The organism is Brevibacterium atlanticum, from assembly GCF_011617245.1.
In the GTDB taxonomy this organism is placed as follows: Bacteria; Actinomycetota; Actinomycetes; order Actinomycetales; family Brevibacteriaceae; genus Brevibacterium; species Brevibacterium atlanticum.
Window position 1 is genome coordinate 3,600,574 of sequence record NZ_CP050152.1, and the last position, 23,372, is coordinate 3,623,945.

19 protein-coding genes and 1 tRNA gene are annotated in these 23,372 nt (G+C 66.1%); 8 read left to right on the plus strand and 12 right to left on the minus strand.

The window, feature by feature from the left end; translation table 11 throughout:
- The first annotated feature begins 42 nt into the window (after positions 1-42).
- From GUY23_RS16055 to GUY23_RS16075, 5 genes are all read left to right on the plus strand, one after another.
- Entirely contained in the window at positions 43-1,011 is a 969-nt protein-coding gene (locus GUY23_RS16055) for a sugar phosphate isomerase/epimerase family protein (RefSeq protein WP_166974146.1), read from the plus strand.
- Positions 1,012-1,096: 85 nt separating this feature from the next.
- Positions 1,097-2,125, plus strand: a complete 1,029-nt coding sequence (locus GUY23_RS16060) for a Gfo/Idh/MocA family protein (RefSeq protein ID WP_228282467.1) — start codon at positions 1,097-1,099, stop codon at positions 2,123-2,125.
- 32 nt (positions 2,126-2,157) lie between these two features.
- Positions 2,158-3,042, plus strand: a complete 885-nt coding sequence (locus tag GUY23_RS16065; protein ID WP_166974149.1) for a sugar phosphate isomerase/epimerase family protein — start codon at positions 2,158-2,160, stop codon at positions 3,040-3,042.
- Between the two features lie 201 nt (positions 3,043-3,243).
- Positions 3,244-4,659, plus strand: coding sequence for a sugar porter family MFS transporter (locus tag GUY23_RS16070; protein WP_228282468.1), 1,416 nt, complete (start codon positions 3,244-3,246; stop codon positions 4,657-4,659).
- A 56-nt stretch (positions 4,660-4,715) separates the two neighbouring features.
- Positions 4,716-5,075: a universal stress protein gene (locus tag GUY23_RS16075; protein ID WP_166974152.1), complete on the plus strand. Its 360-nt coding sequence runs from the start codon at positions 4,716-4,718 to the stop codon at positions 5,073-5,075.
- An 84-nt stretch (positions 5,076-5,159) separates the two neighbouring features.
- Here the strand turns inward: GUY23_RS16075 and GUY23_RS16080 are convergent, their stop codons facing one another.
- Positions 5,160-5,963, minus strand: coding sequence for an alpha/beta fold hydrolase (locus GUY23_RS16080; RefSeq protein ID WP_166974155.1), 804 nt, complete (start codon positions 5,961-5,963; stop codon positions 5,160-5,162).
- A 315-nt stretch (positions 5,964-6,278) separates the two neighbouring features.
- Here GUY23_RS16080 and GUY23_RS16085 point away from each other — a divergent pair, with 315 nt between their 5' ends.
- Positions 6,279-7,757 carry an anion permease gene (locus GUY23_RS16085; protein WP_166974158.1) on the plus strand — a complete coding sequence of 493 codons (1,479 nt, stop codon included), beginning with the start codon at positions 6,279-6,281 and terminating at the stop codon, positions 7,755-7,757.
- A gap of 33 nt (positions 7,758-7,790) precedes the next feature.
- Here the strand turns inward: GUY23_RS16085 and GUY23_RS16090 are convergent, their stop codons facing one another.
- The 3 genes from GUY23_RS16090 to GUY23_RS16100 form a co-directional block, all read right to left on the minus strand.
- The gene (locus GUY23_RS16090) at positions 7,791-8,558 is read right to left on the minus strand and encodes an aminoglycoside 3'-phosphotransferase (RefSeq protein ID WP_166974161.1); all 768 of its coding nucleotides are present in this window, start codon (positions 8,556-8,558) and stop codon (positions 7,791-7,793) included.
- Between the two features lie 45 nt (positions 8,559-8,603).
- Positions 8,604-9,308: a hypothetical protein gene (locus GUY23_RS16095; protein ID WP_166974164.1), complete on the minus strand. Its 705-nt coding sequence runs from the start codon at positions 9,306-9,308 to the stop codon at positions 8,604-8,606.
- A gap of 113 nt (positions 9,309-9,421) precedes the next feature.
- Positions 9,422-9,494: transfer RNA gene (locus GUY23_RS16100), tRNA-Arg, on the minus strand.
- 378 nt (positions 9,495-9,872) lie between these two features.
- On the opposite strand from GUY23_RS16100, the gene GUY23_RS16105 reads away from it, so the two are divergent.
- Complete coding sequence (locus tag GUY23_RS16105) at positions 9,873-11,705, plus strand: phosphoenolpyruvate carboxykinase (GTP) (protein ID WP_166974167.1); 1,833 nt, start codon at positions 9,873-9,875, stop codon at positions 11,703-11,705.
- A 377-nt stretch (positions 11,706-12,082) separates the two neighbouring features.
- On the opposite strand, the gene GUY23_RS16110 is transcribed toward GUY23_RS16105, so the two are convergent.
- The 4 genes from GUY23_RS16110 to GUY23_RS16125 all read right to left on the minus strand — a co-directional run bounded on the left by GUY23_RS16110 (position 12,083) and on the right by GUY23_RS16125 (position 16,987).
- Positions 12,083-12,316 (minus strand): hypothetical protein, encoded by a 234-nt coding sequence (locus GUY23_RS16110; RefSeq protein WP_166974170.1) that lies wholly within the window; start codon positions 12,314-12,316, stop codon positions 12,083-12,085.
- Positions 12,313-13,695 carry an inorganic phosphate transporter gene (locus GUY23_RS16115; RefSeq protein ID WP_166974173.1) on the minus strand — a complete coding sequence of 461 codons (1,383 nt, stop codon included), beginning with the start codon at positions 13,693-13,695 and terminating at the stop codon, positions 12,313-12,315. Before GUY23_RS16115 ends, GUY23_RS16110 begins: the two co-directional genes overlap by 4 nt.
- 311 nt (positions 13,696-14,006) lie before the next feature.
- The gene (locus tag GUY23_RS16120) at positions 14,007-15,392 is read right to left on the minus strand and encodes an aspartate aminotransferase family protein (RefSeq protein WP_166974176.1); all 1,386 of its coding nucleotides are present in this window, start codon (positions 15,390-15,392) and stop codon (positions 14,007-14,009) included.
- Positions 15,393-15,484: 92 nt separating this feature from the next.
- Entirely contained in the window at positions 15,485-16,987 is a 1,503-nt protein-coding gene (locus tag GUY23_RS16125; RefSeq protein ID WP_166974179.1) for a CoA-acylating methylmalonate-semialdehyde dehydrogenase, read from the minus strand.
- A gap of 113 nt (positions 16,988-17,100) precedes the next feature.
- Here GUY23_RS16125 and GUY23_RS16130 point away from each other — a divergent pair, with 113 nt between their 5' ends.
- Positions 17,101-18,777 carry a PucR family transcriptional regulator gene (locus tag GUY23_RS16130; protein WP_166974182.1) on the plus strand — a complete coding sequence of 559 codons (1,677 nt, stop codon included), beginning with the start codon at positions 17,101-17,103 and terminating at the stop codon, positions 18,775-18,777.
- 45 nt (positions 18,778-18,822) lie between these two features.
- Here GUY23_RS16130 and GUY23_RS16135 read toward each other — a convergent pair whose 3' ends face one another.
- The 4 genes from GUY23_RS16135 to GUY23_RS16150 all read right to left on the minus strand — a co-directional run bounded on the left by GUY23_RS16135 (position 18,823) and on the right by GUY23_RS16150 (position 23,362).
- Positions 18,823-19,827, minus strand: a complete 1,005-nt coding sequence (locus GUY23_RS16135; RefSeq protein WP_166974185.1) for an Ldh family oxidoreductase — start codon at positions 19,825-19,827, stop codon at positions 18,823-18,825.
- 104 nt (positions 19,828-19,931) lie between these two features.
- Positions 19,932-20,990, minus strand: a complete 1,059-nt coding sequence (locus tag GUY23_RS16140; RefSeq protein WP_166974188.1) for a proline racemase family protein — start codon at positions 20,988-20,990, stop codon at positions 19,932-19,934.
- 228 nt (positions 20,991-21,218) lie between these two features.
- Entirely contained in the window at positions 21,219-22,466 is a 1,248-nt protein-coding gene (locus GUY23_RS16145; protein WP_166974191.1) for an FAD-dependent oxidoreductase, read from the minus strand.
- A 164-nt stretch (positions 22,467-22,630) separates the two neighbouring features.
- Positions 22,631-23,362, minus strand: coding sequence for a GntR family transcriptional regulator (locus GUY23_RS16150; protein ID WP_166974194.1), 732 nt, complete (start codon positions 23,360-23,362; stop codon positions 22,631-22,633).
- Positions 23,363-23,372 lie beyond the last annotated feature (10 nt).

Sequence of the window (23,372 nt, forward strand, 5' to 3'; positions counted from 1 at the left end):
GCTGCGCCAGCCCGAACACCGACCGTTCCCGAAGGACAACCCATGACAACGACAACGCCGTCATCCACCACCGAGACCACCGCTGCAGGTCGGTCCGCTTCCCCCCGCACCCTGCGCATCGGCACCGCTCCCGACTCGTGGGGCGTGTGGTTCCCCGACCATCCGGGACAGGTGCCCTGGCAGCGCTTCCTCGACGAGGTGGTCGCGGCCGGCTACACCTGGATCGAACTCGGCCCCTACGGCTACCTGCCCACCGATGCGGCCCGGCTGCGCGAGGAGCTCGACTCCCGCGGCCTCAAGCTCTCCGGCGGGACCGTCTTCACCGGATTCCACAAGACCGACGACCAATGGTCACGCGCGTGGTCACAGGTCGAGAAGATCGCGAAGCTCACAGCTGAGCTCGGCGGTGAGCACATCGTCGTCATCCCCGACCTGTGGCGCTCCGATGCCACGAGTGAGATCCTCGAACCGCGCACCCTCGACGCCGAGGCCTGGTCGCGTCTGGCCGTCGGCCACGACCGCCTCGGCAAGGCGCTGGAGGAGGAGTACGGACTCCACCAGCAGTTCCACTCCCACGCGGACTCCCACGTCGGCACCCACTCCGAGGTCGAACGGTTCCTCGAACTCACCGACGAGGCATATACGAACCTCTGCCTCGACACCGGCCACTTCTCCTACTACGGCGGGGACAACCTCAAGCTCATCGAGGACCACCCCTCGCGGATCGGCTACCTCCACCTCAAGCAGGTCGACCCCGTGAAGATCTTCGACGTCCTCAAGTCCGACACCCCCTTCGCCGAGGCGGTCGCCGAGGGGATCATGGTCGAACCCGATCAGGGGATCCCACCGCTCGACCCGATCATCGAGGCCGTCGCAGCCCTCGACGAGGACACCTTCGCGATCGTCGAACAGGACATGTTCGGCTGCAGCGTCGATGCACCCTATCCCATCGCCGAGCGCACCCTGGCGACGATCCTGGGCTCGACCGCCTCGGCGACGACCGACCGCTGACCATCTACTGCCGACCTTCACCGTTCACGCAACCGGCGGAGCCCCGCAGAAAGCGGGCACCACAGATCAGACATCAGGAGAGACAATGACCGAATCGGACCTGACCCGGGACTTCAGGGTCGGCGTCGTCGGCGCCGGCATGATGGGCGCCGACCACATCAAGCGGATCACCTCGACGATCAGCGGGGCCCGCGTCACCGCCATCGTCGACCCCGACGAAACCCGCGTGGCCGCAGCCCTGGAGAACGCTCCCGGTGCCATCGGATACTCGCGGATCGAAGATGCCCTTGAGGCCGATGCCGTCGACGGTGTGCTCATCGCCACTCCCGGATTCCTCCACGAGGCGGTGCTCCTGCCGAGTCTCGCGGCCGGGCTGCCGATCCTCTGCGAGAAGCCCCTGACGCCGGATCCGGAGTCCTCGTGGCGGATCCTCGAGGCCGAACAGGCCACAGGGAGGCACCTCATCCAGGTCGGTTTCATGCGCCGCTTCGACCCCGAATACCGGCAGCTGCGCGAACTCGTCGAGACCGAGCAGGCCGGTGAGCTCCTCATGCTCCGCTGCGCCCACCGCAATCCGGCGGTCCCGGAGAGCTATGTGCAGGAGATGCTCATCACCGACTCCGTCGTCCACGAATTCGATGTCGTTCCCTGGCTGGCCGGCTCTCCCATCGTCTCACTCGAGGTCAAGCACGCCCGCCGCAACCGGCTGACCCCCGAACGCCTGAAAGAGCCGATCCTCGTGCTCATGGAGCTCGAGAACGGAACACTCGTCGACCTCGAGATGAACGTGAGCATCCAGTTCGGCTACCAGGTGACCACCGAGGCGGTCTTCGACTCCGGCATCGCGAGGATCGGTGAGGCGCACGGCCTGCAGCTGTGGCATCAGGGTCGTTCTGGTCTGGCCGAACACGCCGACTTCACCACTCGCTTCGCCGCAGCCTATGACAATCAGGTGCAGGCCTGGGTAGATGCGGCTCGCCAGGGCACCATTGCCGGACCGTCAGCGTGGGACGGGTACAAGGTGGCCGTCGCGTGCCAGGAAGGTGTCGCCTCGCTGCTCGACGGCAGGCCCCGCACTCTCGATATTCCGGACACCCCCGAGTTCTACCGCTGACCGACCGCATCACTGGAGCACTTGGAGCAGACATGAAGATCGCCTACGACCCCACCCCGCTGCATCACACGCATCGGCTGCTCGACTTCGCCGCGGCCACCGCGGACCTCGGATACGAGCACATGCAGCTGACCCCACACCCGGACTTCGCCACACACTTTCGGTACCCGAAGATGGACCGTGACCTCATCCGGCGCTTCGCCAGCAGCGTCGAGACCGCCGGCATCACTGTGCCCGCTCTTCTCCCCGTCCAGCGGATCGCGTGGCCCGACGAGGCCAAACGGGTCGCAGCGGTGAAGAACTTCCGCCGGGTCATCGAAATCGCCGTCGACCTCGGTGTGGGCACGATCAATACCGAGTTCAGCGGCCGGCCCAAGGCTTTCGAGGAATCCGAGGAGTCCTTCTACCGGTCGATGGACGAACTGCTGCCGATCATCGAGTCAGAGGGCCTGAAGCTCAACTTCGATCCCCATCCCGACGACTTCGTCGAGGACGGCCACGAGGCCTGGCGGGTGCTGCGCGGTCTCGATTCCGACGCCATCGGATTCGTCTGGGTCGCCCCGCACACCTTCCACTACGGCGACTGTCTCGCGACCCTGTTGCCGGAGCTCGGCGAGCGCCTGCGCGCCGTCTACATCTCCGATGCCTTCGATCACCGAGCCTCACACGGACTGCGGTACATCGCGAACCCACCGACCACCTCGGCGCGGGTGCACCAGCACCTCAAAGTAGGCGACGGAGACGTCGACTTCGACGCCCTCTTCACGGCACTCAACGAGCACGGCTTCCTCGACCGCGAGGACGCCCTCATCGTCTCCAACGTGTTCGGGGAGAACGAGAACAACGAGGCCGTCAGCCGCTTCCAGAAGCAGCGGATCGACGAACTCGTCAGCAAGCAGGGAGGTCGGACCGGCTGAGAAATCGCATCGCCGCGCGGCCTCGCACCAGCGGGCCTGCGCTGATCCACTGAACGAACCACGCAAGTGCACCACCTGCACCAATACTGAATAGCCGTCCTCAACCACACCGCCGACAGGCGGTGGGGCGCCCCTGCCGCGCCTCATCGGCGCGCAGGAGTGACTAACAATTTGAGAATCATTCAAAGGAGAGTGAACGCCATGAGCGGTCAAGTGAAATCGCTGGTGGACCTTCCGCCCGACACCAAGGGCCCGCACACCTCACGACTGGGCATCATCGCGGTCGTTGCCACCTTCGGCGGCCTGCTGTTCGGCTACGACACCGGAGTCGTCAACGGGGCGCTCGAGCCGCTGACCCACGATTTCGGACTCACCCCGCACACCGAGGGGCTCGTCGTCAGCTTCCTCACGATCGGCGCCGCGTTCGGCGCGATCATCGGCGGTCGACTGTCCGATGCCTTCGGTCGTCGCTCGAACATCATCCTGCTGGCGACGTTCTTCATCATCGGTACGCTCGCCTGTTCGCTGGCGCCGAACTGGCAGTTCCTCGCCGGTGCCCGCTTCTTCCTCGGACTCGCCGTCGGCGCCGCCTCGACGACGGTGCCCGTCTACCTGGCCGAACTCGCGCCGTTCGAAAAACGAGGGTCGCTCGTCACCCGCAACGAGGTGATGATCGTCGTCGGACAGTTCGCGGCCTTCGTCATCAACGCGGTCATCTTCAACGTCTGGGGAGAGCACGACGGGGTGTGGCGCTATATGCTCGCCGTCGCCGTTCTGCCGGCCATCGCACTGCTCGTGGGCATGATCTTCCTGCCCGAGAGTCCTCGCTGGCTGATCTCGAAGAACCGCGATGGTCAGGCCCTCGACGTCCTCAAGCAGGTCCGTTCCGCCGAACGCGCCGAAGCCGAGATGAGAGAGGTCGAACTCCTCGCCGAACAGGAAGAGGTGGCCAAGACCGGCGGTGTCTCCGACCTCGCCTCGAAGTGGGTGCTCCGCCTCGTGGTCATCGGCGTCGGCCTCGGCATCGCACAGCAGCTGACGGGCATCAACTCGGTGATGTACTACGGCACGCAGCTGCTCACCGACGCCGGCTTCTCCGCAGACTCGGCGATCATCGCGAACACCTTCAACGGACTCTTCTCCGTCCTCGGCGTCACCGTCGGCATCATGCTCATCAACAAGCTGCCCAGGCGATTCATGCTCCTCGGCGGTTTCACCCTGACGAGCACGTTCCACCTGCTCATCGGGCTCTCTGCGGTCTTCCTCCCCGATGGACAGTTCAAGGCCTACGCGATCCTCGTCTTCGTCGTCCTCTTCGTCTTCTCGATGCAGGGCACGCTGGGGCCGCTCGTCTGGCTCATGCTCGCAGAGATCTTCCCCCTGAAGATCCGGTCGTTCGCGATGGGCATCTGCGTCTTCGCCCTGTGGCTGGCCAATGCCGCGGTCGCTCAGTTCTTCCCGAGCGTGGTCGCAGGCCTCGGCATCTCGAATACGTTCTTCCTCTTCGCCGGGCTCGGAGTGCTGGCCCTGCTGTTCATCTACTTCTTCGTCCCCGAGACACGGAACAAAACCCTCGAAGACCTCGAGGCGGAGTTCCGCACGAAGTACGGTGAGTGACGTGAGACCTCAGATTTCGACCGCACTGTTTACTCTCTCCACTGAAGGAACCCATCATGTCGATCCTCGTCGCCGTCACTGACCGCGCAGAAGGCGCAGCGGCCGTCGCGGCCGCCATCGCCGAAGCCAAGCTCTTCGACACCGACCTCGTCATCGTCCCCCTCGGCATCGCAGCAGACTTCGACACGTCGGCGCTCGAGGACAGCGGAATCAGCTACACCGTGATCGCTCGAAAGGGTCGCGGTGATCGTGACCCCGCCGAGGCGGTCCTCGACGAACTCGAGGAGCGCTCGGATGTCGACCGCCTCGTCATCGGCATGCGCCGCCGGTCCCGGGTGGGCAAGATGCTCATCGGCTCGGTGAGTCAGCGCCTGCTTCTCGATTCCCCGGTCCCGGTTCTCGCCGTCAAGGACTGAGGAAAGGGACTCCCGCGGACGGACGGTCGGGCATCTCGGCCGTCCGTCGTGCTGCTTCCGTCACCGGCAGCAGCTGGCGTGTGGTCACAGCTGGCCAGCGAATTCGAGCAGCGCCTCGTTGAAGGCACCGGGCTGTTCGATGTTCGCGGCGTGCCCGGCCTTCGACAGAACGACGGATGAGCCGATCGGTGCCAGGCCCGCTGCCGCCCATGCATGCGTCGGCGGCCAGTACTCGCTCTCGGATCCGGCGACGAAGAGGACCGGAACAGCGCAGCCTTCGATGACCGGCCTCCAGTCGGCCTTCGCATGGTCGCCGAGCAGGGTGAGTTCGCCGTCATTGAGGTCCCTGTCCACGCCCTTCATCGCTTTCAGCAGCCGCAGGGCCCTCCGGCCACGCCGCCACAGCGGCGTACCGTGGCCCGTGTTCGGAATGCTCTCGGCGAAGTACGTGTCGACGTTCGTCGTGTCGTAGCCGTAGAAGCCGTGGGGCCAGTCGTCTGTGTTGAGCATGGCCGGTGTCTGATCGACGATGGCGATACCCGCGATCCGATCCGTGCTGGCCTGGGCGAGGTAGGACCAGATCGTGTTCCCGCCCATTGATCCGCCGACGAGCAGTGCGTCACGGAGATCGAGACCTTTGAGCACCTCGCCGAGATCGCGGCCTCGGCGCTCCATGGTCACGCCCGACGGGGGTCGATCGGCACGACCATGTCCGCGCAGGTCGACGGCATAGACGCAGTACCCCGAACGCTCCAGTGCGTCGACCTGATACAGCCAGCTCGTCGCCGGGGCTCTGAACCCGGCGAGCAGCACGACCGGGCGACCGGTCGGATCCCCGGTCCGGGTGTACTCGAGTCGGACGCCGTCGTCGCAGATGATCGTGGCCACCCCACCATGGTATCGCCGAGGCGGACACGGTCCCCTCGCACGGATTACCGCCCCCCGGCCCGAAATTCCCCGCGCGACCGCCTGCCCGCTACCACTCACCGACCCCGTCCGCTACGTGAGATATCCCTCCGGCTGGGGGTCTCCTCAGCAGCCTCGTACGGGTCTATTGTGATAGCGGATCGGACAGAACCGGGCTGATCGCTCACCCCGATCCCGCCGAACGCCATCGCTGTCGCCGCCGACAGCGAAAGCCGCCGGCACACCGCGAATGCAGAAGGCATCCGGCGCATCCCGATTGAGAATCAAGGAAGCCCCATGCCCAGTCAGTCCAGCACCACAACGCTGGAAGCAGCCGCCGCACAGCATGCCCGCACCCACGCCCGCCTGTCGATGGCGGGCAAGATCGCGGCGATCCTCGCCCTCACCCTGATCATCTACTTCATCCCGGCTCCAGAGGGCATCGATCCGCGCGGGATGCACATGGCCGGAATCTTCGCCGGAACCATCCTCGGCCTGATCCTGCAGCCTCTGCCGACCGCCTCGGTGGCGCTGATCGGGCTGGCCGCGGCCATGGTCACCGGCACGATGGACGCGAAGACCGAGGCCCTGCAGGGGTTCGGGAACTCGACGATCTGGCTGATCGTGGCCGCGTTCTTCATCGCCGACGGCTTCCTGCTCACCGGCCTGGGACGGCGCATTGCCCTGATATTCGTCTCACTGCTCGGCAAGTCCTCCCTCGGGCTGTCCTACGGCATGGCGCTGACCGACCTCGTGCTCTCCCCGGCCACGCCGTCGAACACCGCCCGCGCGGGAGGGGTCGTCTATCCGATCGTGCGATCGCTGGCATCGGTCAACGACTCACACCCCTCCACCGATGAGTCGCGGAAGAAGCTGGGCGCCTATCTGTCCCTGACCTCGGTGCAGGTCAACACCATCACCTCGGCCATGTTCGTCACGGCCATGGCCGGCAACCCGCTGGCCGTAGGCTTTGCCGCCGACGCCGGCGTCGACATCTCCTGGGGCACCTGGGCCCTGGTCGCGATCGTCCCCGGGCTCGTCGCACTCATCGTCATGCCCTGGTTCATGGCCAAGATCTATAAGCCCGGCCTGACGAAGACCCCTGAAGCGCCCGCCCACGCGCGTGACGAACTCAAAGAACTCGGACCCATGAGCCGCGGCGAGTGGACCATGCTCGCGACCTTCGTCCTTCTGCTCCTCCTGTGGGTGTTCGGCGACATGATCGGTGTGGATGCCACCTCGGCGGCCTTCGTCGGCGTTGCGATCCTCCTCATCACCAAGGTCCTGACGTGGAAGGACATGGCGGCCAACGGGGGCGCCTGGTCGACCCTGATCTTCTTCTCCGTGCTCGTGGGCATGGCCACCCACCTCAACACCCTCGGGGTGATCGGATGGATCGGCCACGAGGTCGCCGGACTCGTCGGCGGGATGCCGTGGATGGCCGCGTTCGCCGTGCTCAGCCTCGTCTACTTCTACGTCCACTACCTCTTCGCGTCGAACACGGCACAGATCGTCGCGATGTACTCCGTGTTCCTCGGCGCCGCGATTGCGACCGGCGCTCCCCCGCTGTTCGCGGCACTGGCGCTGGGCTTCATCGGCAACCTCATCGGCGGGCTCTCGCACTACGCCTCGGGACCGGCGGGTGTGATCTACGGGTCGGGCTACGTCACGACCGCCGAGTGGTTCAAGGTCGGCTTCCTCGCCTCCGTCGTCAACATCCTCATCTGGAGCCTCATCGGCGGCGGGTGGATGTCCCTGCTCGGCATGTGGAGCTGACCCCTCGCCGAGGCGGCCCGCCGAAGCGGTGGATCACTCCGCATCCCACAGGGCCCGGTAATACCGGATCCGCTCGATGTCGGGCGCGGTTCCGTACGCGCCCCAGAACAGGGCCTCGTCGTAGTCGGAATAGTTCCACCCGAAGGACATCGTCGCCACAGCCAGGTCGGCCCACCGGTCTGCCACGCCGAGACGTTGCATATCCACGTTCGCGACGAACTCCCCGTCATCACCGATGAGGGTATTCGGCGCACAGGGATCACCGTGGCAGACGACGAGCCGATCAACGGACGGTGCGGGACCGAGCCGGGAGACCGCCTCGGTGCTGGTGAGACCGAGCCGATCCTCGGTCGACCACGTCCAGGGACAGTCGTCAACGGGGATGCCATGCAGCATCCGGAGCCCGTGAGCGATCGCGATGATCGTGGTGTTCGCGTCGGCAGCGCGGCTCGGGTCGACGGCGTTGACACCAGGTAGGGCCTCGGTGACGAGATATTCGACTTCCGCACCCTCGACGTCTCGGCGAAGATGATCGACGACCCGCGGTGCCGGGTGCCGGCCATCCAGCCACCGCAGCTTGGTCGCCTCAAGTTCGAGATCCTCGGTATTCGGCAAGGGGTTGCGCTTGAGATAGCCCCATCGCCGTCCGCTCTCGGTTTCGGCGTCGGGCCCGTCGAGTTGGAACCGCACCGTCAGGCCGCCCATCTGGTTGAGCCAGATCGGTGTCGGGTCGGGACCGGTGATCTCGAGGACGTCAGCGGGAATGACGTAGTCGGCAGGAACGGTAGAAGCCGGGCGCATGATCTCCTTCTTGATGACGGTCAGTCATTGTTCCGGCTGCCGCGCTCAGCGATCGCTGACCGGCGGATGGCCGGGCAGTTGGCGGGCCGCATCCTCGGGGTTTCCGGTGAGCTCGACGACGCCGCGGTCACGTGCGGCCTGAGCCAGCTGCGGATATCCCGCCGCCGAGGTGGTCCTGGCGATGGCATCGATCGCCGACGTCGCGGACTGCCGCCCGGTGCCGGCGAACCAGATCCAACGGCCGTCGATCGACCGCGGAATCGGGTCGAGCGCAAGAGTGAAGCGCCTGCGACCGCGCCGGGCGTCCTCGGCCGAACAGGCAACGAAGTGGACACCATTCTTCGTCCACCACGACGCCCTCAGCGTCGACTGCGACATCTGCCCCTGAAGCCCAACCTCTTTGAGGTACCTGTTCGCGCCGGCGACGCCGGCAATGCTGTCGGGCGTGATCTGCTGATGGGGAATGACGTAGGGGCGCAATCCTGGAGCCACGGATCCGACGAGGATCCCGCGCTCACAGACGATGAGTCGCTCGCCGGATAGATAGAGCAGTATGAGTCCGACGATCAGGGCGAAGATGATGCCGGGTGCGATCGCCAAGACCAGCGTCTCCCCCGGATTGATGAAGGTCAGGCCTGTGCAGACCACCCAACTGAGGGCAAAGCCGATCACGGTTCCCGGGCCGGGCCGGTCCGCGAAGACGGCAACGACGTCACCGAGCTCCTCGCGGTGACGACGGGCCTTTCTCATCGCAGAACTCAAGAGAACCCCAACCTTCGGATCTATAGTCAGAACAGCCTGACCCCAGACATACGAAAAAGTCCCTCACCAGATATTATGCCTGGTGAGGGACTTTCCTTCGGTGCGCCACGAGGGATTCGAACCCCCAACCTTCTGATCCGTAGTCAGATGCTCTATCCGTTGAGCTAGTGGCGCATGTTGACCGGACTTCCGCCCTGCAACTCGAACAACTATACACACCCGCTTCACCCAAGCTCAAATCGCGCCCGCGTGCGCTTCGCCACATTCACGCGGAACCGCGCAGCCGCCTCGGCGAGCAAGGAATGTAACCGCGGATTTCAGCTCGAAACCAGCACTGAAACAAAACATCATTCTTCTGAAACAATGCGTCATAGCATTGGCGCTTCTGCGTCATCGGTGGCCTGCTTGTGATCCAATGCACATCTTCGCGTGACCGAAACGGGCGATTTTCGCGTCGTCCCCCATCCTACGGTGGACGTGTACCAACCGCTCGACGGATCGACCAGCCGCCCGAGTCCAAACCCTCGCACACGACCCAACAGGAGACCACTCATGACTGTCCTCGACCATGATGTCGTCGCTGACCAGCTGAAGAACGCACCGACCGAGAATGAGTCGGTGCTCTCGTTCGTCGGCCGGATCGCCTCCCTGACCACACCGGATGAGATCGTCTGGATCGATGGTTCGGATGAGCAGAAGAATCAGATCGCCGAGCAGCTCGTCGAGGCCGGCACCATCGTGCGCCTCAACGGCACCAAGGACTCCTACTATGCGGCCTCCGACCCCGAGGACGTCGCCCGCGTCGAAGGTCGCACCTACATCTGCTCCGAAGAGGAGAAGGACGCCGGCCCGCTGAACAACTGGGTCGCTCCGGCAGAGATGAAAGAGACGCTGGGCGTCCTCTTCGAAGGCTCGATGCGCGGCCGCGCCATGTACGTCATCCCCTTCGTCATGGGCCACGCCGAGGCGGACCAGCCGATGTTCGGCATCGAGGTCACCGATTCGGCCTACGTCGTCCTCTCCATGCTCGTCATGGCACGTTCGGGCAAGTACGCCCTCGACGCCATCGACGCCCAGAACGCGGACTTCGTCGAGTGCGTGCACTCGGTCGGTGCCCCGCTCGAGGCCGGTCAGGACGATGTCGCCTGGCCCTGCAACACCACGAAGTACATCACGCACTTCCCGGAAGAGCGCTCGATCTGGTCCTACGGATCCGGCTACGGCGGCAACGCTCTGCTCGGCAAGAAGTGCTACGCGCTGCGCATCGCCTCGGCGATCGCCCGCGACGAAGGCTGGCTGGCCGAGCACATGCTCATCCTCAAACTGACGAACCCCGAAGGCGTCGTCAAGTACGTCGCCGCCGCGTTCCCGTCGGCCTGCGGCAAGACCAACCTCGCCATGATCGAACCGACCATCCCCGGGTGGAAGGCCGAGACCCTCGGTGACGACATCGCCTGGATGCGCTTCGGCGATGACGGCCAGCTCTACGCCGTCAACCCCGAGTTCGGTCTCTTCGGAGTCGCCCCCGGCACCGGCTACACCACGAACCCGACCGCGATGCGCGCCATCGAAGAAGGCGGCAACATCTTCACCAACGTCGCTCTGACCGACGACGGTGACGTGTGGTGGGAAGGCAAGACCGACGAGGCTCCGGCCCACCTCACCGACTGGAGGGGCAACGACTGGACCCCCGAGTCAGACACCCCGGCCGCCCACCCGAACTCGCGCTTCTGCACCCCGATCGCGAACGTGCCGACCCTGGCACCCGAGTGGACGAACCCGAACGGTGTGCCGATCTCGGCCATCCTCTTCGGCGGTCGCCGCAAGACGACGATGCCGCTGGTCACCGAGACCAAGGATTGGACGCACGGCGTGTTCATGGGCTCGGTTCTGTCCTCCGAGACCACCGCTGCCGCGACCGGAGCCGTCGGCGTCGTCCGCCGCGACCCCATGGCGATGCGCCCGTTCATCGGCTACAACGTCGGTGACTACCTGCAGCACTGGCTCGACATCGGCAACACCGAGGGTGCTCAGCTGCCGAAGATCTTCTACGTCAACTGGTTCCGCCGCGACGACGACAACTCGTTCCTGTGGCCCGGATTCTCCGAGAACTCGCGTGTTCTCAAGTGGGTCTTCGAGCGCGTCATCGGCACCGCAGACGCTCAGGAGTCCCCGCTGGGCCTCACTCCGGTCGAGGGCGGCCTCGACACCGAGGGCCTCGACTTCACCGATGAGCAGTTGCGCAAGGCCTTGGCCATCAAGCCCGAGGAATGGGAGACCGAACTCGGGCTCATCGAGGACTGGTACACCGAGCTCGGCGATTCGGTTCCGACCGAACTACGCGCCGAGGTCGACAACCTCCGCCAGCGCCTCGGCCTCGCCTGAGTCGCCGAAGGCTGGCCCACCGAGCTGCTGAAGGCTGACTTACCGGCCCACTGAAGATCCCCCAACCGCCGCCGAGGTGGTTGGGGGATTTTCGTGTCCGCGCGGTCCGTGCGCACCGCACCACAACTGCATTGGACGACCAGCGTCGAACGTTGGTTGCTTGAGTCAGCAATGAGCGGTTCCCGCCCGAGCACCCATCACCGGCAGCGACTCGTCACACAGTTGGTCGCACAACGACGTGGTAACGGCACAGCACACAGGTGCAACGGTGGGAATAGCCGCTGACGGTGTGGGATGGTCAGCCGGCACCCGAGCCGCCGCGCTACCGCGCTAGGCCGCGCCTCCGCGCGAGGTCGGGCCGCAGCGCTGCCGAGAGATCAGGCGCCGTGGAGGGCCGGGACGATGAGGTAGACGCCGAGGAGGACGACCAAGCCGCAGATGCCGAAGACGGCCCAGTACCCGAGTCGAAGCAGGGAGTTGCCCTGGCCCTCGGCAGCCTGGTCGACGTGCACTGCGCGCATGCGCACGGCCACGGAGAAGAGAGCGATGACGATGACCGCCGACACCCAGGTCGCGGCCGCGACGACGAGGAATGAACTCCACTCGATCATTTGCTGTCCCCCTTGTCACTGGTCTCCTGCGCTCCGGACCGTGCGGACCGGCCGTCACCCTGCCCGGCCGGCACACTCGCCGAGGCTGCGCGCCGTACCTCGGATTCCGAGGCCTTCCGCTCATGCGAGGCCCGCCGCTCCTGCTTGGCCTTCTGCTTCTCTTCCCAGGCCTCACGTCGTGCCGCCCGCTTCGCTTCGGCGCGCTTGCGGTTGCGATCCTTGCGCAGCTTGCGCTTGCGTCCGCGGATGTTGACGGCCTCGCCGACGGTGTCGAAGTTCGAAAGGTCCGTCTCTTCGACCCGGCGCGAGCTGAGGAAGATCCAGAGTACAGCGATGACGGCGATGACGGTGTCGATGAGCACCCCGACCACCCCGAAGTGGGCGATGCCTGCAGCCGCGGCACCGACGATCGCGGCGGCCGGAATCGTCAGCAGCCAGCCGGAGGCGATGCGCCCGGCCGTCGACCACTGCACGTCGGCGCCCTTGCGTCCCAGACCGGAGCCGAGCACCGATCCGGAGGCGACCTGCGTCGTCGACAGTGCGAAGCCCAGGTGGGACGAGGCGAGGATCGCAGCAGCCGTCGAGGTCTCGGCCGACAGACCCTGCGCAGGCTTGACTGTGGTGAGCTTCGTGCCGAGGGTGTCGATGATCCGCCAGCCGCCGACGTAGGTGCCCAGAGCGATCGCGAGGGCGCAGGCGGTGATCACCCAGATGTGAGGGCCGGTGCCGTGCGCCTGCATGCCGGCCGAGACGAGGACGAGGGTGATCACTCCCATCGTCTTCTGCGCATCGTTGGTGCCGTGAGCCAGTGCCACCAGGGAGGACGAGAAGATCTGCCCGTACTTGAAGGGGGCACGGTGAGCCGTCTTGCCGTCGTCATTGCGCCGGGTGATCGCATACGCGAGCTTCGTGCACAGATAAGCGCCGAATCCCGCGATGATCGGGGCCGCCAGCGCCGGGATGACGACCTTGGAGAGGAAGACTCCATAGTCCACGGAGTTGAGTCCGGCACCGACGATGGCCGCACCGATGAGGCCGCCGAAGAGTGCGTGGGACGACGATGAAGGCAGGCCGAAGCGCCAGGTCGCCATGTTCCAGATGATCGCGCCGATGAGTCCGGCGAGAATGAAGTCGGGAGTGATCTGGACTCCCCCGCCGCCTTCCTTGATGATGCCACCGGAGATGGTCTTGGCCACCTCGGTCGAGAGGAATGCTCCGACGAGGTTGAGGACCGCGGCGAGCGTGACGGCCGCCTTCGGCTTGATGGCCCCGGTCGCGATCGGGGTGGCCATGGCATTGGCCGTATCGTGAAATCCGTTGGTGAAGTCGAAGAACAGTGCCAGTGCTATGACGAGCACGACGACGAAGATGATTTCCACTAATCGACCTTGGGTGTAGACACTATTCGGACCGTGGATGATGCAGCTGGCGGCCAGCGATCACTATCCCGCAGAAGTCTACCCACAGATTCGACCACTCTTCACCCGCAGTTCGACCCTACTCCACCTCGTTCATCTTTTGTTCACTTCTGACGTGCGCAAACGGACCCCGCCCGGAAGAGAGTGCAACAGCAGTCACATTCCGGACAGGGCCCGTGTACCCGACAATCACCGAGGCAGCCGGCTCGGTCAGGATCGAATCCCGCCGAGGCGGCCGCCCCGTTCACGGCTGACCTTGCCGAGGCGGTCGCCTACTCCGTGACGTAACGATCGGCGACGTCGAGCGCCCGGTCCAGGGCAGCGAGCCCGAAGCGGACGTCCTCATCCGGGGTGTTGAGCGGCGGGACCACATGGATGCGGTTGAAGTTCGCGAACGGCAGCACGCCTTCGCCCTTGAGCGCGGCGATGACCTCGTTCATCTCCGGCGAGCTGCCGCCGTAGGCTGCCAGCGGCTCCTTCGTCTCCCGGTTCTTCACGAGTTCGACCGCCCAGAAGCAGCCCATTCCGCGCACATCGCCGATGGAGGGATGGCGCTGCGCCATCTCGCGCAGGGCCGGACCGAAGATCTCCGCACCGAGGCGCTCGGCGTTGTCGACCATGCCTTCGGTCTCCATCGCATTGATCGTCGCCACCGCTGCCGCAGTGGCCAGCGGATGGCCCGAATAGGTCAGTCCGCCCGGGTAGACGCGGTCACGGAAGGTCTCGAAGATCTCGCCGGAGATCGCGACCCCGCCCAAAGGCACGTACCCGGAGTTCACGCCCTTCGCGAAGGTGATGAGGTCGGGGGTCACGTTCCAGCGGTCGACGGCGAACCAGCGTCCGGTGCGACCGAACCCGGCCATCACCTCGTCGGCGATGAAGACGATGCCGTACTTCGCCGTCAGCTCTCGCACGCCTTCGAGATACCCGGCCGGAGGGGCGTAGATCCCCGCGGTGCCGGGCACGGTCTCCATGATGAGCGCCGCGATGTTTCCGGGCCCCTCCAAGGTGATCATGTCCTCGAGGTGCTGCAGCGCCCGCTGTGTCTCTTCCGCCTCGGTGGTCGAGTTGAAGTAGGACCGGTACTGGTAGGCGGGCATGAAGTGGACGATGCCCTCCGCCGAGTAGTCGTTGGCGAACCGCCGCGGGTCGCCGGTGACGTTGACGGCCAGTTGGGTGCCGCCGTGGTAGCTGCGGTAGGCCGAGAGCACCTTCGTCCGTCCCGTGTGCAGGCGAGCCATGCGGATCGCGTGCTCGTTGGCGTCGGCGCCGCCGTTGGTGAAGAACACGTGGTCGAGGTCGCCCGGGGTACGTTCGGCGATGAGCCGCGCAGCCTCGGAGCGGGCATCGTTGACGTGCTGGGGAGCGATTGTGCACAGCTTCCCGGCCTGCTCCTGGATCGCTGCCACGACAGCCGGATGCTGGTGGCCGATGTTCGTGTTCACCAGCTGCGAGGACATGTCGAGCAGCTTCCGCCCCTCCCCGTCCCAGATGTAGGGACCGGCCGCGTCGACGATCGTCATCGGCGTGAAGGGCCCCTGGGCCTGCCAGGAATGGAAGACGTGCGCACGGTCGAACTCGTAGGCGCGCCGACCTACGGCCAGACGCTCGGGGTCGACGGGGGTTTCGGTCTGCGGGGTGTCCGCGATGGTGGTCATAAATGGTTCCTTCGCCGAGGTGGGTCTGGGTGTGGGTGGATCACCGGCGCTGTCGTCGACGGACTGGATCCGTCGACGACAGCGTGATGTGATCAGTCGTTGGTCGGGAATCCGAGGTTGAGTCCGCCGTGGCTGGGGTCGAGCCACCGTGAGGTCACGACCTTGCCGCGGGTGAAGAAGTGGACGCCTTCTTCGCCGTAGCCGTGGGTGTCGCCGAACAGCGAGTTCTTCCAGCCGCCGAAGGAGTAGTAGCCCACGGGGACGGGGATCGGCACGTTGATACCGACCATGCCGACCTCGACCTCGTTCTCATACCGGCGGGCCGCGCCGCCATCGTTCGTGAAGATCGCGGTGCCGTTGCCGTACGGGTTGGCGTTGATGAGCTCGAGGCCTTCGTCGTAGCCGGGGACGCGGACGACGGCGAGGACGGGTCCGAAGATCTCGTCGGTGTAGATCGACATGTCGGTGGTGACGTTGTCGAACAGGGTCGGGTTGAGGAAGAAGCCCTGTTCGTGGTCGTGGTCGCGACCGTCGAGGACGACCGTCGCCCCCGCCTCGGCGCCGGCATCGATGTAGCCGGCGACCTTGTCGCGGTGAGCGGCGGTGACCAGCGGACCCATGTCGGGTTCGGTGGTGCCGTCGCCGATGCGCAGCGTCCGGGTGCGTTCGGCGATCTTCGCCACGAGCTCATCGGCGATCGATTCGACGGCGACGACGACGGAGATCGCCATGCAGCGTTCACCCGCTGCACCGTAGCCGGCGTTGACGGCGGCGTCGGCGGCGAGGTCGAGGTCTGCGTCGGGGAGGACGAGCATGTGGTTCTTCGCTCCGCCGAGTGCCTGGACGCGCTTGCCGGCGGCGGTGCCGTTCTCGTAGACGTACTTCGCGATCGGGGTCGATCCGACGAAGGACACCGAGGCGACCTGCGGGCTCTCGAGGATCGTGTCGACGGCTTCCTTGTCACCGTGGACGACGTTGAAGACGCCGTCGGGCAGTCCGGCTTCCTTCCACAGCTCGGCCAGCCAGTTCGCGGCCGAGGGGGCCTTCTCCGAGGGTTTGAGCACGACGGTGTTGCCGGCGGCGATCGCGACGGGGAAGAACCACATGGGGACCATGGCCGGGAAGTTGAACGGCGAGATGATCGCGCAGACGCCGAGGGGCTGGCGCAGGGAGTGGACGTCGACGCTCGTCGAGGCGTTCTCCGTGTGGCCGCCCTTGAGGTGGCTGGCGATGCCGCAGGCGAATTCGACGACTTCCTGACCGCGGGCGACCTCGCCGAGGGCGTCGGAGACGACCTTGCCGTGTTCGGCGGTGATGATCTCGGCGAGCTCCTGCTTGCGCGCGTTGAGCAGTTCGCGGAAGTTGAAGAGGATGGCGGTGCGGCGGGACAGCGAGGTGTCACGCCACGCGGGGAAGGCCTCGGCAGCGGCGGCGATCGCGGACTCCACGGTCGCCTTCGATCCGAGTGCCACCTGACCGCTGCCGACTCCGGTGGCGGGGTTCGTGATATCGCCGAGGCGGGTGTCCGTGTCCGCGGTGACGGACTCTCCGTTGATCCAGTGGTTGAGGGTGGTCAGAGCGGTCAGGGTGGTCATGCGGTGTCCTTCTGCTTCGGTGACGGTGCGGTTGTGCCCATTCTCCGGCCTCGCACCGTTTCGCAACAGGGGCAGACTGTCAGAATGGATGCTGCCGGCTTTACACTGTGTCAATGGACGGCACTTCCTCTTCGATCGATTCGACGGCTTCTGTCGAGCCAGCGGATCCCGCCGGGCTGAGCATCGCGGGTCTGCTCGACCACGATGAGATCCGCGACGGCGGGCCCGAGGTGGTCGCAGGTGCGGCAGATCTGCACCGCACCATCCGCTGGGTCCACATCGCCGACTCCGCTCAGGTCGAGCGCTTCCTCGAAGGCGGGGAACTCGTGCTCACCACGGCGACGACCTTCCGCCGATCCCCTGCGGCGATGCGTGAATTCCTCGATCAGCTCGAGCGGGCGGGTGCGGCCGGCACCATCGTCGAGCTCGTCGATGAGGACTCGGAGCCGGACCACGGCGCAGCAGCTGTTCTCAGGGAGGCGTCGGCCGGTCGCACGCTTCCCGTCATCCTGCTGGAGCGGCGGGTGAAGTTCGTGAGGATCACGGAGCTTGCGCACCGCAGGCTCCTCGCCCAGCAGCTCTCGCGGCTCGAGCGCGCTCAGGAGATCCATGAGACCTTCACGCGGCTGAGCCTCGAGCGGGCTGAGGCGCAGACGATCGTCGACCGCACGGCCGACCTGCTCGGGGCTCCGGTGGTCCTCGAGGACGTCGCCCACCGGGTGCTCGCGCATGCCGGTCCCGGATCGGAGACGCTGACGCAGAACTGGACGGATCTCGTCTCCGGGGCACGGCGGGCGCCCGGGGCCGAGGAGAACGGGCGGTGGCGGCAGACACCGGTGGGTCTGCGTGCTCGACGGTGGGGCCGCCTCGTCGTCCCGGGTCCCGCCGAGGCGGTCGTGGCCCTGGAGCAGATCATTGAGCGTGCCGGCGAGGCGCTGACCCTGACTCGCATGGCCGACCGTGACGAACAGGATCTGCTGCTGCAAGCGCAGAGCGGGCTGATCAGGGAGATCGCGGACTCCGAGGTCATCGATGAGGGAACGGCGCGGGCGCGAGCCCGCTCCCTCGGCTTCACGCCCGTCGATGGTGCGCAGTTCGTGCCGGTCGTCGTCCGGCTCGATCGGGACGCCGAGACCGAACCGACCCGGATTCAGCTGCAGGAGCGCGGGCTGACGCAGGAGATCGTCGCTGCCGCGACGCGGTTGGGCCTGTGCGTGCTGACGACGAGCCTCCAGTCCGGGGTCTTCGGATTCGTGCTCGCCCCGACCCGAACTGCCTCGGCGCATCGGCGCACAAGCTCGGAAGAACTCCTCACCGCACTGTTGGCGGAGGTCGACGATTATGCCGCCAGCTGGGTCGTCGGGGTCGGTCGGGCCGGTGACTCTCTGCTCACCGCTGCGTCCCGGATCGAGGCTGCTTCCCAGGTTGCCGAGGTGGCCTCGACTCTCGATGTCCGTGAGCGGGCGTTCTACCGGTCCTCCGATGTCCGGCTCCGGGGGCTGCTGTCGCTGTTGGCCGAGGACTCGCGGCTGCGCACGTTCGCCGAGGGTGAGCTGGGTCCGCTGTTCGAGGGCGGGGATCCGGACGATGCGGAGCTGCTCGAATTCCTCGAGCTGTTCCTCGCCCATGGTGGGAACAAGTCCGCGATGGCGCGGGCGGGTTTCCTGTCCCGGCCCACGCTCTACGCGCGCATCGCGAAGCTGCAGGACCGCCTCGGCGTCTCCCTCGATGATGCGGAATCACGCACGGCACTGCACGTGGCGCTGCTGTGGTGGAGGATGAGCGGCTGAACAGCTGCACTGTGACGGCGATGGCCGCGGACAAGCACGCTCAGATCAGTCGAACAGGGCGCGAATCGTGTCGGTGACCGGGATCCCGTGCTCGGCAGCCTCGGCGCGGTTGGCATAACGGCGATCGCCGGGCTGACGATCCATGCCCGCATCGCGGAGCATATCGACGAATTCCCTGACCCTGCCCAGGTAGGCGTCGTTGCCGCCGCGTTCGGGGTCGATGACGATGAAGAGCTGCCCGGTGCGGAAAGTATGAGCACCCTCGGGCGCTTCGGCATCGATCTCATAGGTGAAGGCACCGCCGGTGAGGCCAGCGGCGAGTGTTTCGATCATGAAGGAGAGCAGCGCTCCTTTGTGACCGCCGATGGGACGAATGCCGCCGCCGTCGAGGATTGCATTCGGATCCGTGGTGTCGGCGCCGGTCGAATCGACGCCGGTGCCGGGCGGGACCTGTTCACCGTCGGCGCGCAGCAGCTGCAGGTCGCCGTGGGACATCGACGATGTCGAGAAGTCGAAGACGATCGGGGCCGCCTCAGCCACGGGGGTGGCGAAGCCGAAGGGATTCGTGCTGAAGACCGGCCTGGTCGCCCCCTCAGGGACGACGGCGAGCTTGCCGCTGGCGATCATCCCCAGGGCCACATACCCGCGCTGCGCGAACGCTTCCAGGTCCGGCCACAGGGCTGAGAAGTGATGGGTGTTGCGCAGGGCGATGACCGCGACACCGGTCTCGGCGAGCGCCTCATCGATCTCCGCGCGAGCGTCGGCCAGGGCGGGCTGCGCGAATCCGTTGTGTCCGTCGATGCGGATGAACGAGGGACCGACGATGTCGACGCTCGCTTCGGCGGTGCCGTCGGCCCATCCGCGGTTGAGCGAATCAAGGTAGCCGGCGACCCGGAAGACCCCGTGGCTGAGCGTGCCGTCCCGCTCGCAGGTCCCACAGTTCGTCGCCAGCACCTGCGCGACCGCCGGGGAGGCTCCAGCGCCGACGAGCTTCGCCTCGATCGCGGCGACGAGTTCGTCGAGGGAGATCCGGTCGGCTTCATTCGTCATTGTTCGCTCCTCATGTGCGGTGATTCGCTTCGGATTCGACCATTGCCTGTCCCCAGCAGACTACCGTCGGCTCAATCGTCGGTTCCGGCGGTCATCCGGTCGGCTCAACGCCCCCAGATGTCGCCGATGGTGTAGCCGAAGGGGAAGGGATCGTCGGCCTCGAGCACGAGTTGCTGGAATCCCGTGATCCAGCCACGTCCGCTGATCGAGGGGATCACGGCCGGGCGCTCACCGACGCTCGTCGTCTCCTTCACCTCGGCGGTGAAGGTCGTTCCCAGCATCGATTCGTGGACGAACTCCTCCCCCACAGCGAGTTCACCGCGAGCATGTTTGGCGGCGACGCGACCACTCGTGCCGGTGCCGCACGGTGAACGGTCGAGCGTGCCCGTCCACGTGCTCGGGTCGTCGAGGTCGACCACGCCACTGGGCAGGACCACAGCGTTGCGACCGTCGGTCCCCGGAGTCACAGCGGGACCGTGGATCATCGGCAGCCCGATCGAATCGATCTCAGGAAGGAGCGGGTGCCGCACCTCGAAGATCTCGTTCGCCGCCTGGAGCAGGACGCTGCCGGCCCGGATGATCGCCTTGGCGTTGCCCGGATCGAGGTCCACGCCGAGGTGCTCCGCATGAGCCTGGACGTAGAACTGACCGCCGAAGACGATGTCGACGGGGACCGTCCCGTAGCCGGGGACTTCGAGCGGCAGGTCGAGGCCGTGGACGAAGGCCGGCACATTGTCGAAGGTGACGCGCTGCGCACGGCCGTCGACCACCTCGGCGCGGGCGGTGACGATGCCGGCTGCCGTGTCGATCCTCAGTTCCGTGATCGGTTCGGTGACGTCGACGGACCCGGTCTCGACCAGAGCCGTGACGGTGCAGATGAGGTTCGACCCGGACATCGGTTTGAACCCGCCCTGTTCCATGACGATCATGCCGAAGTCGCAGCTGGGGTCTGCTGCTGCGACGACGATCGGTGAGCACAGCCCCGGGTAGCCGCGCGGCTCCTGGAGGATGAGGGTGCGGAACTCGTCGAGGTGTTCGCGACAGTAGCGCAGCTTCTCGGCCATGGTCGCACCCTTGACCTTGAGGTTCGACCCGAGCAGAACCCGGCCGGGCTCCCCTGCCGCGTGGACGTCGACGGCCTGGATGATCTGTCTGTTCTTCACATCTCCTCGATTCCCGAACGAGTCGGTCGACGACCGCGACATCGGCGTCGCGGAGCGGACCTGGGTGCCACGACGGACCCCGCGTCCAGCGTCACGACCAGCCGACGAATCGGACCCACGTCGACACCGACGAGAGTCGTCTCCGTCCCGATGGCGCCAGCATAGTTGCGCGACGGGAGAATGGCACTGATCATCCGGTGGCCGCGGCGGAGCAGGTATATCGGTGGTTCAGAAGCGGCTCGGAGAGATGCGGGTGAGGAGCTCCTCAGACAACGTCGGCCTTCCGTCGGTCATGAGTCCGGCGAGCAGTCGTGCCGACCCCGGGGCCAGCGTCAGGCCGAGCATCGAGTGGCCGGAGTTGATGAAGACATTCGTCACCGAGGCGAGGCGCCCGATGACGGGGAGCCCGTCCGGGGCCATGGGGCGCGATCCCGCCCACGGGTTCTGCTCACCGCTTCCGTCGCCCCAGTCACGGAAGGCTTCCTGCGCGGAACGACGGATGGCGCCGACGCGGGTGTCGTTGACACGGTCGTCCCGGCTGCCGAACTCCATGGTTCCAGCCAGACGAAGCATGCCGTTGAGCGGTGTGACGGCGACGCGAGCGTCCTCGAGGGTCAGCGAGGTCTTCAGTTCGATCGGGGCTGGGGCGTAGTCGATGCTGTAGCCCTTCCCCGAGCAGATCGGGATCTTCTCGCCGATTTCGGCCGCCAGAGCGCCGGAGGGGACTCCCGCGGCAATGACGAAGGAATCGGCACCGATGACCTCGGCGTCGGTCGTGACCACGGCGGTCACGGTGTCGCCGGTGCGCACGAACCGACCGATGCGCGTGCCCTCACGGACATCGACACCGAAAGCGGACAGCTTCGCGAGCAGGCCCGCAGTCAGGGAATCGGGCTCGAGCTGTCGGTCGTCGGGGAAGAAGAGCCCGTGGCGGATGCGTTCGCTCAGCGCGGGTTCGGCCTCGTAGACCTCATCGTCGTGCAGGCACCGGGGATGGTGGCCCGCGGCTTCGAAGGCCGGCAGACTCTCGCAGTGTTCATCGAATCGTTCGCGGGTCGCGAAGGCGAGCAGCACTCCACGGTCGTGCATCTCGAAGTCGATGCCCTGCCGTTGGTACTCGTCGAAGAGGTCGTTCGCGTCCTCCCCGAGACGCAGGAGGAGGTCGAGCCCGACGGCGAAGTCGCGGGTGTTGCAGTGAGCGGCCATGCGCAGCAGGAACCTGAGGTACCCAGGAGCCAAGGACGGCCTGATCGACAGCGGACTGTCGGGGCTGAGCATCCAGCGGATGCCCTGCAGGAGCACACCCGGCGCGGGAACCGGTGTGCTTTCAGCGATCGCGATCTTCGCAGCGTTGCCGTGGGAGGCGCCGGAACCGCAGCGCTCGGCCTCGATGACAGTGACGTCATGGCCGCGCAGAGCCAGTTCGTATGCGCTGGTCAGCCCGATCACGCCGCCTCCGATGACGACAGTCCTCATCCGGCCACCTCCATTGGTCTCCCGGGTCGGCGGAACCGTGATCGGCGTTGGCATCACATGTCAGACTGCCACGATCATGGCCCTCGTTGTATGACAATACATTGGCAGGTACGCTGCGCAGAGTTCGCCAAATCGTCAATGCCGCCTCGGCGCAGATCGGACCCTCAGTCTCTGCCGATGCTTCCGGAGACGAGAAGGGCGAGTTCCTGGGCGCTGTCCATCGTGTGCACGTCGAGTGCGGTGCGAATGCGAGCCCGGTCGCCGCTGCGAATGGCGCGCATGAGTGCTGCATGGATCGCATGCGCACGGACGGAATCACGCCTGGTGAACTGGTCATAAGCGAGGATGATCGTCATCTGAGCCTCGACCACAGGCCAGATGCGCATCAGGAGGTAGTTGTCCGCGGCCTCCCAGATTCCGCGGTGGAAGCGGACGTGCGCCTCATGCACGGCAAGCGGATCGGCTGCACTGCTCTCACTCTCGAAGCGCTTCCAGATCTCCTCGAGGCGCTCCAGGCGTTCTCCGGTGGCATCGTCGAGGATCTCGTCGATGGCTTCGGTGTCGAGTGCCACGCGGACACGCGCGATCTCGAGCATCGAGTCGACCTCGATATTCGCCACGCGCAGACCGCGGTAGGCCTCCTGGATGAGGAACCCGTCGCGGGCCATCTGGTTGAGCGCCTCCCGGGCGGTCGGGCGACTGACCTCGAGCGACGAGGTCAGCTCCGCCTCGATGATCCGCTGCCCGGGAGCGAGTTCGCCGAGCACGATCCGACGCTTGATCTCATCGATCACACGCTGTCGACGTTCGGTGTTCGATGCCGATTGGCGCCCGGCGCCACGGTCAGACTTCGAACCGCGACCTTCTTTGGCTACCCCCGCGTCCCTCGACCCCATTTCAGCCCCT

What these genes read in the sequence shown, in the direction of transcription:
- GUY23_RS16105 (WP_166974167.1), top strand. Translation starts at nt 9,873, where the DNA reads ATGACTGTCCTCGACCATGATGTCGTCGCTGACCAGCTGAAGAACGCA.
- GUY23_RS16085 (WP_166974158.1), top strand. Translation starts at nt 6,279, where the DNA reads ATGCCCAGTCAGTCCAGCACCACAACGCTGGAAGCAGCCGCCGCACAG.
- GUY23_RS16095 (WP_166974164.1), bottom strand. Translation starts at nt 9,308, where the DNA reads ATGAGAAAGGCCCGTCGTCACCGCGAGGAGCTCGGTGACGTCGTTGCC.
- GUY23_RS16065 (WP_166974149.1), top strand. Translation starts at nt 2,158, where the DNA reads ATGAAGATCGCCTACGACCCCACCCCGCTGCATCACACGCATCGGCTG.
- GUY23_RS16125 (WP_166974179.1), bottom strand. Translation starts at nt 16,987, where the DNA reads ATGACCACCCTGACCGCTCTGACCACCCTCAACCACTGGATCAACGGA.
- GUY23_RS16090 (WP_166974161.1), bottom strand. Translation starts at nt 8,558, where the DNA reads ATGCGCCCGGCTTCTACCGTTCCTGCCGACTACGTCATTCCCGCTGAC.
- GUY23_RS16055 (WP_166974146.1), top strand. Translation starts at nt 43, where the DNA reads ATGACAACGACAACGCCGTCATCCACCACCGAGACCACCGCTGCAGGT.
- GUY23_RS16120 (WP_166974176.1), bottom strand. Translation starts at nt 15,392, where the DNA reads ATGACCACCATCGCGGACACCCCGCAGACCGAAACCCCCGTCGACCCC.
- GUY23_RS16075 (WP_166974152.1), top strand. Translation starts at nt 4,716, where the DNA reads ATGTCGATCCTCGTCGCCGTCACTGACCGCGCAGAAGGCGCAGCGGCC.
- GUY23_RS16110 (WP_166974170.1), bottom strand. Translation starts at nt 12,316, where the DNA reads ATGATCGAGTGGAGTTCATTCCTCGTCGTCGCGGCCGCGACCTGGGTG.
- GUY23_RS16130 (WP_166974182.1), top strand. Translation starts at nt 17,101, where the DNA reads ATGGACGGCACTTCCTCTTCGATCGATTCGACGGCTTCTGTCGAGCCA.
- GUY23_RS16070 (WP_228282468.1), top strand. Translation starts at nt 3,244, where the DNA reads ATGAGCGGTCAAGTGAAATCGCTGGTGGACCTTCCGCCCGACACCAAG.
- GUY23_RS16060 (WP_228282467.1), top strand. Translation starts at nt 1,097, where the DNA reads ATGACCGAATCGGACCTGACCCGGGACTTCAGGGTCGGCGTCGTCGGC.
- GUY23_RS16145 (WP_166974191.1), bottom strand. Translation starts at nt 22,466, where the DNA reads ATGAGGACTGTCGTCATCGGAGGCGGCGTGATCGGGCTGACCAGCGCA.
- GUY23_RS16150 (WP_166974194.1), bottom strand. Translation starts at nt 23,362, where the DNA reads ATGGGGTCGAGGGACGCGGGGGTAGCCAAAGAAGGTCGCGGTTCGAAG.
- GUY23_RS16135 (WP_166974185.1), bottom strand. Translation starts at nt 19,827, where the DNA reads ATGACGAATGAAGCCGACCGGATCTCCCTCGACGAACTCGTCGCCGCG.